Annotated in this window: 12 protein-coding genes and 1 pseudogene; 7 read left to right on the plus strand and 6 right to left on the minus strand. The window is 72.7% G+C overall.

Annotation, left to right across the window (positions count from 1 at the left end; translation table 11 throughout):
* Positions 1-5: 5 nt before the first annotated feature.
* Positions 6-767 carry a maleylpyruvate isomerase family mycothiol-dependent enzyme gene (locus tag CLV43_RS41060; RefSeq protein ID WP_106195418.1) on the minus strand — a complete coding sequence of 254 codons (762 nt, stop codon included), beginning with the start codon at positions 765-767 and terminating at the stop codon, positions 6-8.
* Complete coding sequence (locus CLV43_RS41065; protein WP_106195698.1) at positions 764-1,207, minus strand: SAV_6107 family HEPN domain-containing protein; 444 nt, start codon at positions 1,205-1,207, stop codon at positions 764-766. The genes CLV43_RS41060 and CLV43_RS41065 overlap by 4 nt, the downstream gene beginning before the upstream one ends.
* Positions 1,208-1,414: 207 nt before the next feature.
* Between CLV43_RS41065 and CLV43_RS41070 the strand changes: the two genes are divergently transcribed.
* Together CLV43_RS41070 and CLV43_RS41075 are read left to right on the plus strand one after the other, a co-directional pair.
* Entirely contained in the window at positions 1,415-1,915 is a 501-nt protein-coding gene (locus CLV43_RS41070) for a YbaK/EbsC family protein (protein WP_245887396.1), read from the plus strand.
* Positions 1,912-2,478: a GNAT family N-acetyltransferase gene (locus CLV43_RS41075; RefSeq protein WP_106195422.1), complete on the plus strand. Its 567-nt coding sequence runs from the start codon at positions 1,912-1,914 to the stop codon at positions 2,476-2,478. Before CLV43_RS41070 ends, CLV43_RS41075 begins: the two co-directional genes overlap by 4 nt.
* Before the next feature lie 415 nt (positions 2,479-2,893).
* Here CLV43_RS41075 and CLV43_RS41080 read toward each other — a convergent pair whose 3' ends face one another.
* Entirely contained in the window at positions 2,894-4,588 is a 1,695-nt protein-coding gene (locus tag CLV43_RS41080; RefSeq protein WP_106195425.1) for a DUF885 domain-containing protein, read from the minus strand.
* Positions 4,589-4,705: 117 nt separating this feature from the next.
* Here CLV43_RS41080 and CLV43_RS41085 point away from each other — a divergent pair, with 117 nt between their 5' ends.
* Positions 4,706-5,359 (plus strand): DUF3153 domain-containing protein, encoded by a 654-nt coding sequence (locus tag CLV43_RS41085; protein WP_106195428.1) that lies wholly within the window; start codon positions 4,706-4,708, stop codon positions 5,357-5,359.
* 78 nt (positions 5,360-5,437) lie between these two features.
* Here the strand turns inward: CLV43_RS41085 and CLV43_RS41090 are convergent, their stop codons facing one another.
* Together CLV43_RS41090 and CLV43_RS41095 are read right to left on the minus strand one after the other, a co-directional pair.
* Entirely contained in the window at positions 5,438-6,052 is a 615-nt protein-coding gene (locus tag CLV43_RS41090) for a hypothetical protein (RefSeq protein ID WP_106195431.1), read from the minus strand.
* Between the two features lie 10 nt (positions 6,053-6,062).
* Positions 6,063-6,947 carry a methylenetetrahydrofolate reductase gene (locus tag CLV43_RS41095; protein ID WP_106195433.1) on the minus strand — a complete coding sequence of 295 codons (885 nt, stop codon included), beginning with the start codon at positions 6,945-6,947 and terminating at the stop codon, positions 6,063-6,065.
* 105 nt (positions 6,948-7,052) lie between these two features.
* On the opposite strand from CLV43_RS41095, the gene CLV43_RS41100 reads away from it, so the two are divergent.
* From CLV43_RS41100 to CLV43_RS41115, 4 genes and pseudogenes are all read left to right on the plus strand, one after another.
* On the plus strand, positions 7,053-8,132 hold the full coding sequence (locus CLV43_RS41100) for a polyprenyl synthetase family protein (RefSeq protein WP_245887398.1): 1,080 nt from the start codon (positions 7,053-7,055) through the stop codon (positions 8,130-8,132).
* A gap of 2 nt (positions 8,133-8,134) precedes the next feature.
* The gene (crtI, locus tag CLV43_RS41105; protein ID WP_106195436.1) at positions 8,135-9,655 is read left to right on the plus strand and encodes a phytoene desaturase family protein; all 1,521 of its coding nucleotides are present in this window, start codon (positions 8,135-8,137) and stop codon (positions 9,653-9,655) included.
* A gap of 164 nt (positions 9,656-9,819) precedes the next feature.
* Positions 9,820-11,346, plus strand: a complete 1,527-nt coding sequence (gene mptB / locus CLV43_RS41110; protein WP_146175112.1) for a polyprenol phosphomannose-dependent alpha 1,6 mannosyltransferase MptB — start codon at positions 9,820-9,822, stop codon at positions 11,344-11,346.
* A pseudogene (locus CLV43_RS41115) lies at positions 11,343-12,233 on the plus strand (phytoene/squalene synthase family protein); the annotation flags it as partial. The gene mptB and the pseudogene CLV43_RS41115, both read left to right, overlap by 4 nt.
* Before the next feature lie 38 nt (positions 12,234-12,271).
* Here the strand turns inward: CLV43_RS41115 and CLV43_RS48225 are convergent.
* Positions 12,272-12,637, minus strand: a complete 366-nt coding sequence (locus tag CLV43_RS48225; protein ID WP_211304808.1) for an Rv2175c family DNA-binding protein — start codon at positions 12,635-12,637, stop codon at positions 12,272-12,274.
* Positions 12,638-12,703 lie beyond the last annotated feature (66 nt).

Consider the following 12,703-nt stretch of genomic DNA (forward strand, 5'->3'; position numbering starts at 1 on the left):
GGCGGTCACTTGGTCGCCAGCCTGAGCAGCGCCCAGAGCTGGGCGATGGCGTCGTGGTCGCCGTTCACCTCCACCTCGCGGTCGGAGATGCGGCCCCACAGCCACTGGTAGACCTTGATCGGGTCACCCGTGACGTCGGCGTCGGCCGGTTCGGCCTCCTCCGGGGTGGCCCGCCACGAGGTGGAGCCGCGCTGGCCGGACGACGCGAGCCAGACACGGCCCGCGGTGCGAACCGCGACGACACCGTCCCTGGTGCCGCGCACGCCCAGCACGTTCAGCCGGTGCACGAACCACAACGACAGCACCTCGTCCACGCCGTCGGCGACCACGTCGTCGGCCACGGGGTCGAGCGGGATCATCGCGGCGGCCTGGACGTCCATCCGGTGCACGGTCGTCTCGTGCGCCAGCCTGCGCGCCCAGAAGCCGTAGTTGGGCTCCTCGGGCCACCACGTGCCGCACAGGTCCTCCGCTTCGTGCGCGGCGAGCTCGTCGAGCAGGGGCTCCACGCCCGCCCGGACGAAGTCCGCCAGGTCCTCCCCCGGCGCGGGGTTCTGCTGCCACGTCACGGGTTGACGGCCGTCGCGCAACCAGGACAGGGTCATCCGGTAGGTGCTGCCGACGTGCCTCGCCGTCTCGCCGAGGTTGAGGCCGGGGCAGGCGGGGACCTGGCGTTCGGGGCGCTGCCCCTCGGCGGCCGAGGCGAGCGTCTCGGCCTCGGCCGCGAGGACGTCCAGGAGCCTGCCGTAGTCGATCAGGGCCTTGGTCACGTGCGCGCCTCGTGCATGATCCGGTCGACCAGGGCGGTGAACTGGGCGGCCTGGCGGACCAGGTCGTCGGCGGAGCGGGCGGTGACCACGCGGGTGATGCCCGCCTGGACCGCGGCCCTGGTGGAGGACGCGGACGCGAAGAACGCCGCCCACTCCGCCAGTTCCGGCGCGATGCCCGCGAGCAGCACCCACACGCTGGTGGGCTTGGCGCGGCCCCGGTGCGGGCGGCCGCGCAGGGCGAGCACAGCGGCGCCCGCCCGCAGCGCGGCGAGGTAGGCGACGGCGAACCGGTCGGCCGCCTGGTCCGCGCGCTCGGCCTCGGCGATACCCTCGCGGGCGTGCTCGAGGAGTTCGACGGCCGCGGCCGGGGGCTGGGGAAGCGGGACGGGGACCGGGATCCTGGTCCTGCTGGGCTTGGGGAAGTCGATCGAAGCTGACATCGGCGGCCTCCTCGCGGCGTCGGTGAACTCGACGACCACCGCGGGGAGACGGCGGCTCCTGGCGGTGGGGCGCTTCCCCCGCCCCACCGCCAGGGCATCACTGATCGAACATACGTTCGATCGACCGAAGCCTAGCGCCTGGCGCGGGGATTCCTCAACCCAGGACCCAGCGACAACCCGATCGGGATCCGTGGTCTGATTGGACGTGTGAGCGAACTGGCCCATCCGGGCATGCAGAAGGTCGCCGCGGCACTGACCGAGGCGGGCCACCACGAGGCCGCGCAGGGCATCCGGGTGCTCGAGGATGCGGTCCGCACCGCGGCGCAGGCCGCCGAAGCCGTGGACGTCCCGGTCGGCGCGATCGCGAACAGCCTGGTGTTCACGGCGATCCGCGCGGACGTGCCCGCACCGCTGCTGGTGCTGACGTCGGGCGCGCACCGCGCCGACACCGACCTGCTGGCCGAGCTCGCGGGCGCCGACCGCATCGAACGGGCCACACCGGACTTCGTGCGGGAGCACACGGGTCAGGTCATCGGCGGCGTGTCGCCGATCGGCCACCCTTCGCGGATCATGACCTTCGTGGACACGGACCTGGAGCAGTACCCCGTCGTGTGGGCCGCGGGCGGACACCCGCACGCGGTGTTCCCCACGACGTTCGCCGGACTGGTCGAGCTCACCGGCGGCACACCCGCGCGGGTCGCCCGATGACCGCCGCGCCGTCGCCGCGCACCGAGCGGCTGGTGGAACTGACCCCGCAAGAGCTCAACGCCCGGCTGCACGAAGCCCTGCGGCTGTACGTGACGGCGATGAACTACCCGCCGGGGACGGTCGAGCAGCGGGCACCGATGTGGCTGGCCCACATGCTGCGGGAGGACTGGCGGTGCGTGGCCGCGCTGGACGACCGCGACGAGCTGGTGGGGATCGGGTACGGGTACCGCGGATCCGTCGGGCAGTGGTGGCACGAGCAGGTGCGGCGGGGGCTGACGGCGGTCGCGGGGGCGCAGGCCGTGGACGAGTGGATGGACGACTACTTCGAGCTGACGGAACTGCATGTGCTGCCGCGTGCGCAGGGGAGGGGGCTGGGGGAGGCCCTGTTGCGGGAGCTGCTGGGTGGGGTGCCCACGTCGCACGTGCTGTTGTCGACGCCTGAGGGACCTAGTAATGCTTGGCGGTTGTACCGGCGGGTGGGGTTCGTGGATGTGTTGAGGCATTACCAGTTCACGGGGGACCCGCGGCCGTTTGCTGTGTTGGGGCGGGAATTGCCGATGTAGGGGGATTTGGTTTGTGGGTCGCTCCTGGCGAAGCCCGGCCCCCGGCGCGCGATTGTCTCAATGCCCGATCTTCGTTGTCAAGACGATAAAGCCATCTTGACAACGAAGATCGGGCAGGAGGGCGCTGTGGATCGGGGGCAGAGGGGAAGTCTGGCTTCGCCAGCATCGGCTGCGCCGACTCAGGCATCAGGCTTCGCCTGACCAAGCATCCTCGGCTTCGCCGTCGGACGGGGCATCCGCGCTTCGCGGCGGACAGGACATCCCCGCTGCGCGTCGGACAAGGCCCCAGGCGCTTCGCGCCGGATGCGCGCTGGCGGGCTGCGCCCAATGTGGCTGGGGTGGGTGCTCGCTGTCGTTGTACAAGTAAAGGGCTGCCTGGGGTGGGCAGCCCTTTACCTTGCTTGTCTTGGTGTGCTTACAGTTCTGCCAGGCGTTCGCGGAGGGTGTCCAGGCCCATGGCGCCCATTTCCAGGGCTTCCTTGTGGAAGCGCTTGAGGTCGAAGGCGGAGCCGTGGCGGGTGCGGGCGTCGTCGCGGGCGGCTAGCCAGAGGCGTTCGCCGATCTTGTAGGACGGGGCCTGGCCGGGCCAGCCGAGGTAGCGGTCGATTTCGTCGTGGACGTGTGAAGGGTCCGTGATGGTCCTGGTGAGCATGAACTCCAGGCCGAGTTCGGGGGTCCAGCGTTCGCCCTCGTGGAAGCCGGTGCCCTTGGGGATCTCCAGCTCCAAGTGCATGCCGATGTCGATGATGACCCGCGCGGCGCGGAACAGGTGGGCGTCGAGCATGCCCAGGAGGTTGCCGTCGTCGTCGAGGTAGCCGAGCTCGCGCATCAGGCGCTCGGCGTAGAGGGCCCAGCCCTCGCCGTGGCCGGAGACCCAGCAGAACAGGCGCTGGAAGTCGTTGAGCTTGTCGGAGTTGTAGACGGCGGTGGCGACCTGGAGGTGGTGGCCGGGAACGCCCTCGTGGTAGACGGTCGTGAGCTCGCGCCAGGTGGAGAACGTCTCGCGGTCGGCGGGCACGGACCACCACATGCGGCCGGGGCGGGAGAAGTCGGGGGTGGGGCCGCTGTAGTAGGCGCCGACGCCGCCGCCGGGCGGGGCGATGCGGCACTCGAGGCGCATGAGCTCGTCGGGGAGCTCGAAGTGGACGTCGCGCAGGTCGAGCAGGGCCTTGTCGGACAGCTGCTGCATCCACGACTGGAGGCCCGCCTGGCCCTGCACGAGGTAGCGCGGGTCGGCGTCGAGCGCGGCGGCGGCCTCGGCGAGCGTGGCGCCGGGCTTGATGCGGCCGACGATCTGCTTCATCTCCGACTCGATGCGGGTGAACTCCTCCCAACCCCACTCGTAGGCCTCGGCGAGGTCGAGGCGGGAGCCGACGAAGTAGCGCGACGCGAGCCGGTAGGCCTCCTCGCCGACGGCGTCCTTCACCGGGGCCTTGGCGGCGAGGTCGTCGCGCAGGAACGCGGCCAGGTCGCCGTAGGCCTCGGCGGCGGCCGTCGCGCCCTTCTCCAGGTCGGTGCGCAACGCGGCGTCGACCTGCGTTCCACCCTTCTGGGCACCCTCGACCAGGTTCGCGAAGAACGAACGGCCACCGCGGCGACCGGACCAGGTGTCGCACTGGTCGGCGACCTTGGTGACCTGGCGCAGCGCGGAGACCCGCCCCTTGTCCGCGGCGTAGGACAGGCCCGCGCGGAGCTTGGTGACGGCGTCCGGCATCGCGGCCAGGCGGCGGGCCACGACGGCCCACTGCTCGGGGGTGTCGGTCGGCATGTGGTCGAAGATCTCGCGCAGGGACTGCACGGGGCTCGCCAGCACGTTCAGGTCGCTCTCGACCCGGCCCGCCTCGTACAGGTCGACCGAGACGGAGCCGCGCTCCAGGAAGACGGCCTTGGCGTCGCTCTCCGACTTGTCGGCGGGCTCGGCCGCGGAGACCTCGCGGATCGCGCGCACCTCGAGCTCGTGCCGCGCGGCATGCCCCTCCGGCGAGTAGTCGGTGAGCTGGTCCTCGCCCCCCGGCAGCCCGAGCTGGGTCGCCGCGAGCGGGTCCAGCGCCACGTAGTCGATCACGAACCGGTTGCTGATGTCGTGCACACCAGCCGAAGAGGAAGCCATGCCGGGCACGCTACCTGCCGCCTCCGACGCGGCAAAGGTCTTTAGGCTTGCTCACGATTACCAGTCGAACGGCTGGCGGACAAGGTCAACATTGCTCCCTACTGGCAGGATGACCGCGTGTCCAGAGCCCGTGTGCTCCTCCTGCCGGTGTTCCTGCTCCTCGCGGCGTTCTCGCTGACGGGGTGCGTCCGCCTGCACGCCGCCATGGCGGTCTCGGAGGACGACCGCGTGTCCGGCGAGATCATCGCCGCGACCCCGCCGACCGCGGACAACGACCCCGGCCCGCAGCTGCGCGTGCCGTCGGAGCTGGCGAGCCGGGTCACCACCAAGCCCTACCGGGTCGACGCCTACGCGGGCACCCAGCTGTTCTTCAACGGCCTGACCTTCGACGAGGTCCGCACCCTCTCCGCCGCCACCAGCTCCTCCAGCAGCCGCTACACCCTCAACTTCCGCCGCTCCGGCGACCTGGTCACGATGTCCGGCTCGGTCGACCTCACCCAGGTGCCGATCGACCGCGCGGACATCCAGGTCAAGATCAGCTTTCCCGGCGGCGTGGTCAACACCAACGGCCGCGAGGAGGACGAGGGCACCATCGCCTGGAGCCCCAAGCCGGGCCAGGCGTCGATGCTCACGGCCACCGTCCAGTACGCGGGCGCGGACTCCGAGGGCTTCTTCGGCTGGGTGATGCTCGTCGGCGCCCTCACCGGCGGGGCGGCGCTCATCGTCGTCGTGCTGGCGCTCGTCGCGCACCGGCGCAGCCTGGTGGCCTGACGCCCGGTGCGGCACCGCCGACGTCACCGCAACGGGTGATCATCGGCGGGTGGCGCGCACCGGCGCGTCCCGGCCGCCCTAGCGGCCGCGGTGCTCCCACGCGTGCACCAGTGCCGTCGCCGCGCGGTTGCCGTACTCCGAGAACGGCAGCACGGTCGGCCGGGCACCCTGGTCGCCCGCGCACACGAACAGCACGCGGGTGTTGCGGTCGAGCACCAGCCGGTGGGTCATGCCGAAGTCGGCCTCCAGCGTGGTCGCGGCGAGCGCGTTCACGTCGCTGACCGCGATCGCCTGGTGGACGGCGCGGACGCGGGCGTCGCGCTCGGCGCCGCGCTCCTTGCGGACGCTGGACTTGTACCTGTCGCTGAGCAGGGCCGCGTCCGGGGTGAGGGTGGCCCAGGACTTGGTGGCCAATCGCAGGTCCCAGCGCTTGCCGAAGCGGTCCGCCGCGACGTAGCGGGGCGGTGTCGCCAGCACCGACGGGAGGTCCGGCAGGGACCAGCCGTCGTCGTTGGCGACGGGCACCTTGGCCACGCGCAGCAGCGCGGCCATGTCGCGGCAGACCCGTGAGATCACGGGCTCGGCCGAGCGCACCTTGGCGGCGAAGTCGTCGGCCAGCCCCCGCTTGTGGGCCTCCGAACGGGCTCGCTTCGCCTCGGCTTCCCTCTTGAAGTTCTCGTCGAACGTGGGCATCCGCGCCTCCTCACGCACGCGCGGGGACCAGGCCCAGTCGGGCCACCACTTCCCTCGTCGCCTTCGAGCGGTTCAGGGTGTAGAAGTGCAGGCCCGGCACGCCCTCGGCGAGCAGCCGGTCCCCCATCTCCGTCACCAGGTCGACACCAGCCTTCCGGAAGCCCTTCGGGTCGTCCACGAAGGGGTCCAGTCGACGGGCGACCGACGGGGGCACGGGGGCCCCGGACAGCTCGATCGTCTTGGCGAGGGTGCGCGGGGTCGTCAACGGCATCAGGCCGGGCAGCAGCGCGGTGTCGCAGCCCAGCGCGTCGACCCGGTCGCGCAGCCGCAGGAAGTCCTCCGGCTGGAAGAACAGCTGGGCGATGGCGAAGTCCGCGCCCGCCCGCAGCTTGCGCACCAGGTACTCCGTGTCGGTGTCCACGTCGCCGGAGCGCGGGTGGCCGTAGGGGAACGCGGCGACGCCCACGCAGAAGTCGCCGAGCTCGCGGCAGAGCCGCACCAGCTCCTCGGCGTAGGTGAGGCCGTCGGGGTGGGCGACCCACTCGCCGTTGGGGTCGCCGGGCGGGTCGCCGCGCACGGCCAGGATGTTGCGCACGCCGACGGCGGCGTACCAGCCGATGACGTTGCGCAGCTCGGCGACGGAGTGGTCGACGGCGGTCAGGTGCGCCATCGGCACCAGGGTGGTCTCCTGCGCGACCCGGCCGGTGGTGCGGATCGTGAAGTCGCGGCTGGAGCCCCCGGCGCCGTAGGTGATGGACACGAAGGCCGGGTCGAGCGGCTCCAGCTCGCGGATCGCGCGCCACAGGACCAGCTCGTCCGCGCTGTCGCGGGGAGGGAAGAACTCGACGGAGAACACGGGACCCCGCCCGTGCAACCGTTCGACCACCGTCGTCATGCGCCACAGCCTAGTGGGGTGCCCGGGTGCTGGGAGAGGGCTTTCACTTGCTGGGAGCAGGCCCCCGGTGCGGCGGCGACGGGCCGCAGAGGTGACGATAGGCGGGTGTCCGCTCCAGAGCTGCTCCACCCGTTGGACCTCGCGCTGCCCACGCACGTCGACGAGGCGCTGGCGACCTACCTGGCCGACCGGCGCACGCTGGGCGCGCTGATGGACGAGAACTTCACCGGGGCGGTGGACGGTCTCGCGGCGTTCGTGCTGAGCGGCGGCAAGCGCATCCGGCCCACGTTCGCCTGGTGGGGCTGGCGGGCCGCGGGCGGTGACCCGGAGGGGCCCCTCGCGGAGTCCGTGCTCACGGCGGTCAGCTCGCTGGAGCTGATCCAGGCCTGCGCGCTGGTCCACGACGACCTGATGGACGCCTCCGAGGTGCGCCGGGGCAAGCCGACCGTGCACATCGCGTTCGCCCAGGAGCACCGCGACCGGCGCTGGCTCGGCGAGCCGGAGCGGTTCGGGCTCGCGGCGGCCGTGCTGATCGGCGACATCGCGTTGGCCTGGGCGGACGACATGCTGTTCGCCGCCGGTCTGCCGACCGACGCGCTGCAGCGGCTGAGCCTGCCGTGGCGGGACATGCGCACCGAGATGCTCGCGGGCCAGTACCTCGACGTGCTCACGCAGGCGCGTGGCGACTCCTCGCCCGACGCGGCGCTGCGGATCGACCGGCTCAAGACCGCCGCCTACACCGTGGAACGGCCGCTGCACATGGGCGCGGCGCTCGGCGGCGGCTCGCCGGAGCTGATCGACGGGCTGCGCCGGTTCGGCGCGGACATCGGGGTCGCGTTCCAGCTGCGCGACGACCTGCTGGGCGTGTTCGGCGACCCGGCGGTGACCGGCAAGCCCGCGGGCGACGACCTGCGCGAGGGCAAGCGGACGCTGCTGGTGGCGCTGGGCATGGAGTACGGCGCCGACGTGCTGCACAAGGCGCTGGGCAACCCGGAGCTGGACGTGGAGACCGTCGACGCGGTGCGCGACGCGCTGGTCGGCGTCGGCGCGGTGGACGCGATCGAGGACCGGATCACCGAGCTGACGACGTCCGCGCTGGCCGCGCTCGACGCGGCGCCGGTGACGGCCCCGGCGGGCGACCGGCTGGCCGAGCTGGCCGTCAGCGCCACGAAGCGGACCTACTGACCATGAGGGTGCTGCCGGGCCGCACCGACCACGTCGTGGTGGTGGGCGCGGGACTCGCGGGCCTGTCCACGGCGCTGCACCTGCTGGGCACGGGCCGGTCGGTGACGGTCGTCGAGCGCGACGCCACCCCCGGCGGCCGGGCGGGGCGGCTGGACCTGGACGGCTACCGGATCGACACCGGGCCGACCGTGCTGACCATGCCGGAGCTGGTCGAGGACGCGCTGGCCGCGGTCGGCGAGTCGCTGGCCGACCGGCTCGACCTGGTCCCCGTCGACCCCGCCTACCGCGCGCGCTTCGCCGACGGCACGTCGCTGGACGTGCACGCCGACGCCGAGGAGATGGAGGCGGAGGTGCGGCGCTTCGCCGGTGCGGACGAGGCCGCGGGCTACCGCAGGCTGCGCACCTGGCTGACCGAGCTGTACCGGGTGGAGAAGGACTCGTTCATCGGCGCCAACTTCGACTCCCCCGCCGACCTGCTGGGGCCGTCGCTGGCGAAGCTGGCCGCGCTGCGCGGGTTCGGCAGGCTCGGGCCGTCCATCGCCCGGTTCCTGCGCGACGAGCGCCTCCAGCGGGTGTTCTCGTTCCAGTCCCTCTACGCCGGGGTGCCGCCGCGGCGCGCGCTCGCCGCGTACGCTGTGATCGCCTACATGGACACCGTGGCGGGTGTGCACTTCCCGCGCGGCGGCATGCGGGCCCTGCCCGACGCCATGGCGGGCGCGGTGGCCGACGCGGGCGCCGCCCTCCGGTACCGCACGACCGTGGCCTGGCTGGAGCGCATCGGCAGCCGCGTGACGGCCGTGCGCACGACCCAGGGCGAGCGGATCCCGTGCGACGCGGTGGTGCTGACCCCGGACCTGCCGGTGGCCTACCGGCTGCTCGGCAAGGCCCCGCGCCGCCCGCGCGCGGTGCGCTGGTCGCCCTCGGCGGTCGTGCTGCACGCGGGCACCACCCGTACGTGGCCGGAGCTGGCGCACCACACGATCCTCTTCGGCGGGGCGTGGGACCGGACGTTCGACGAGATCACCTCGACCGGTCGGCTGATGAGCGACCCGTCGCTGCTGGTCACCCAGCCCACCCAGGGCGACCCGTCGCTCGCGCCGCCGGGGCGGCACCTGAACTTCGTGCTCGCGCCGGTGCCGAACCTGGAGGTCGGCCCGGTCGACTGGGAGCGGGTCGGCCCCGCCTACCGCGACGAGCTGCTGCGCACCCTGGAGGCGCGCGGGCTGACCGGGTTCGAGGCGTCGGTCGAGACGTCGCACCTGGTCACGCCGCGGGACTGGGCGGACATGGGGCTCGCCGCGGGCACCCCGTTCTCGGCCGCGCACACGTTCGGGCAGACCGGTCCGTTCCGGCCGCGCAACCTGGTCGACGGCGTGGAGAACGTCGTGCTGGCGGGCTGCGGCACGACGCCGGGCGTGGGCGTGCCGCCGGTGCTGATCTCCGGGAAGCTGGCCGCGCAACGGGTCGCGGGCACCCCGCTCGGGGCGCTGCGGGCGCGGAACCGGACGGCGATCGTCACCTGATCGTGGAGTCCCGAACCGCACCCGGCCGATGTCCGAATACTCCACATGGGCACTGCCCGCGGTGATCTTCACGTGCGAGGATCGTCACGGGTGTTACAAGCCTGTCACGCGTGCCCGCCATCGCGTGCCGAGGCGCGCGAGCGCTGTGCAACGATGTTGCCGCGATGGCTTCGACTCCGTCCCTTCCCCGCTCGAGCGCCGCGTCCGCGCAGCAGGCGCCGACCGCTGATACCCGCACGCCGTCGGAACCGACCGGCATCCCGATCCGGACCATCCTGCTCGGGGTCGCGGGCGTCACCCTCATCTCGCTCGGCGGCGCGGGCGCGGGCGCGGTCCTCAAGACCGACCCGCTGCTGACGGACCTGTCGCTCAGCTGGGTCCGCTACGGGCACGGCCACGACCTGGCAACAGCGCTGCTGTACGCGGGTCTGGGGCTGGTGATCTGGGCGTGGGTGCGGCTGGGGCGGATGGTGCACCACCGCTTGGTCGGCACCGCCGCGGTGCTGATCGCGATCGTCGCGTGGACGTTGCCGCTGCTGCTGTCGCCGCCGTTGTTCAGCAAGGACGTGTACAGCTACCTGGCGCAGGGGCAGCTGGCGCTGCACGGGTTCGACCCGTACCGGGTGGGTCCGGCGGCGTTGCCGTCGCCGTTGAGCGACAACGTGAGCTGGGTCTGGCAGAACACCCCGGCCCCGTACGGACCGCTGTTCATCCTGATCGCCAAGACCGTGGTGTGGGCGACCGGCGCCAGTGTCATCGGCGGCGTGGTCCTCATGCGGCTCGTGCTGGCCGCGGGGCTCGCCCTGATGTGCTGGTCGCTGCCGGGGCTGACCCGCCACCTCGGTGGACGTCCGGCGGTCGCGCTGTGGCTGGCCGGGGCGAACCCGTTGATGCTGGTCCACCTGATCGGCGGCGGGCACAACGACATCCTGATGGTCGGCCTGATGGCCGCGGGCGTGCTCCTCGTGCTCGACCGGCGCCACGTCCTGGGCATCGTCCTGGTGGCCCTCGCGGTGGCGGTGAAGGCCACGGCCGCGGTCGCGCTGCCGTTCCTGGTGCTGGTCTGGGCCGCCCGGCTGGACGGCTCCCAGCGCGCCCGGCTCGCCAAGGCGATCGGCGGCGGGGTCGCGGTGTTCGTCGCCGTGTTCGCCGTGTGCTCGCTGGTCGCGGGCGTGGACCTGGGCTGGATCCCCGCGCTCAGCTCGTCCTCGACGATCGTGAACTGGCTGTCGCTCCCCAGCGCGGTCGGCGACTTCGTGTACACGCTGGTCAGCCTGGTCGTGAAGGTCGAGCCGGGCGTGTTCATGACCGTCGCCCGCGGCGCCGGGTCGCTCCTGCTGCTCTACATCGCCTGGCGGCAGTGGCGGGCCGCCGAGGACGGCGGACCCAACGCCATCCGGCACGCCGCGCTCACCATGCTCGCCGTCGCCCTGCTCTCCCCCGCCACCCTGCCCTGGTACTTCAGCTGGCCGCTCGTCCTCGGCGCGGGCCTCGCCTGGACCGCGACCAGCCTCACCGCCGTCGTGTTCTTCTCGTCGGTGCTGCTCCTGGTCACGTTCCCCAACGGCGACACGGCCCTCTACTCGTGGGGCTACCTGGCCCTGACCGCCGCCGTGTCCGCGCTGGCCGCCGTGTCCCTCACCCGACCCGATCCCCTGGAGCTGTCGAGCAGGTACGGGCCGCGTCCGTGAGCGGTCGGGAACTCGACGCCGCCGGGGTCACCGACCCGGCCGTGCGGCTGGCCTACGCGCGCTGCGAGCGCGTCAACGCGGCCTCCGGCAAGACGTTCTACCTCGCCACCAAGCTGCTCGCCCCGGCGCAGCGACCGGCCGTGCACGCCCTGTACGGGTTCGCGCGGTGGGCGGACGAGATCGTGGACTCCAGCTCGTCGGCGGGACGCGGGGCGCAGCTCGACGAGCTCGAACACCAGTTCGACGACCAGCTGTCCGGACGGCCGGTGGACCACCCCGTGCTCGCCGCGCTGGCCGACACGATCACCCGGTACCGGATCGACCGCGGGCTGTTCGCCGACTTCCTCGCGTCGATGCGGATGGACCTGGAGGTCGACGAGTACGCCGACCTGGACGCCCTCGGGCGGTACATGCACGGGTCCGCGGCCGTGATCGGCCTGCAGCTGCTGCCCGTCCTGGGCACGGTGGCGCCCCGCGCGGAGGCCGAGGCGGGCGCGGCGGCGCTGGGGGTCGCGTTCCAGCTGACGAACTTCCTCCGGGACGTCGGCGAGGACCTCGACCGGGGGCGGCTGTACCTGCCGCTGGACGTGCTGACGGCGTTCGGCGTGGACCGCGACCGGCTCCTGGCCTGCCGGGACACCGGCCGGTCCGACCTGCGGGTGCGGCGCGCGCTGGCGCACCTCGCCGCGCACACCTACGCCGTCTACCGGGAGGCCGAGACGGCCGTGGCGCTGCTGCGGCCCGTCTCCAGGCCGTGCGTCACCACGGCACTGACCCTGTACCGGGAGATCCTGGACGGCATCGTGGCCGCCGACTACCAGGTGTTCGCCCGACGGGTGGTCGTGCCGAGGTCGCGGCGGCTCGCCGTCGCGCTACCCGGTCTGGCCCGCGCCGCGGTGGCGCGGGCCGTCCGTCCGACGTCGGGTCAGAAGGCCAACGCCTGGGCCCGGCGCTTCACCTCGCGGCCGCGGTCACCGCGGAGCGCCTCGATCGGCGATCCGGGCAACGTCTCGTCCTCGGTGAACAGCCAGGTCAGGATCTCGTCGGTCGAGTAGCCGGAGTCGCGCAGCACGGTGATCGTGCCGAACAACCCCTTCACCACTCCGCCCGCCGCGATGAAGTCGGCGGGCACGACGAGGACACCGGCACGCCGTTCGGCGAGCAGCTGCCCGTCGCGGAGCAGCTGGTGGACACGGGTGATGGGTAGGCCAAGGCGGTCGGCGACCTCGGGGAGGTCCAGGACCTCCAGGTCGGGGGCCAATACATCCGCAGCGGCGGGAATCGCACTCACGGGGGTCACGATGCCATAACCTCTGATTCGACGCCCTGCGCCAACCGGGTCATCCTCGTCCTCCGT

The sequence above is a fragment of the Umezawaea tangerina genome, from assembly GCF_003002815.1.
GTDB classification, from domain to species: Bacteria; Actinomycetota; Actinomycetes; order Mycobacteriales; family Pseudonocardiaceae; genus Umezawaea; species Umezawaea tangerina.

What these genes read in the sequence shown, in the direction of transcription:
- CLV43_RS41065 (WP_106195698.1), bottom strand. Translation starts at nt 1,207, where the DNA reads ATGTCAGCTTCGATCGACTTCCCCAAGCCCAGCAGGACCAGGATCCCG.
- CLV43_RS41075 (WP_106195422.1), top strand. Translation starts at nt 1,912, where the DNA reads ATGACCGCCGCGCCGTCGCCGCGCACCGAGCGGCTGGTGGAACTGACC.
- CLV43_RS41080 (WP_106195425.1), bottom strand. Translation starts at nt 4,588, where the DNA reads ATGGCTTCCTCTTCGGCTGGTGTGCACGACATCAGCAACCGGTTCGTG.
- CLV43_RS41090 (WP_106195431.1), bottom strand. Translation starts at nt 6,052, where the DNA reads ATGCCCACGTTCGACGAGAACTTCAAGAGGGAAGCCGAGGCGAAGCGA.
- CLV43_RS41095 (WP_106195433.1), bottom strand. Translation starts at nt 6,947, where the DNA reads ATGACGACGGTGGTCGAACGGTTGCACGGGCGGGGTCCCGTGTTCTCC.
- crtI (WP_106195436.1), top strand. Translation starts at nt 8,135, where the DNA reads ATGAGGGTGCTGCCGGGCCGCACCGACCACGTCGTGGTGGTGGGCGCG.
- mptB (WP_146175112.1), top strand. Translation starts at nt 9,820, where the DNA reads ATGGCTTCGACTCCGTCCCTTCCCCGCTCGAGCGCCGCGTCCGCGCAG.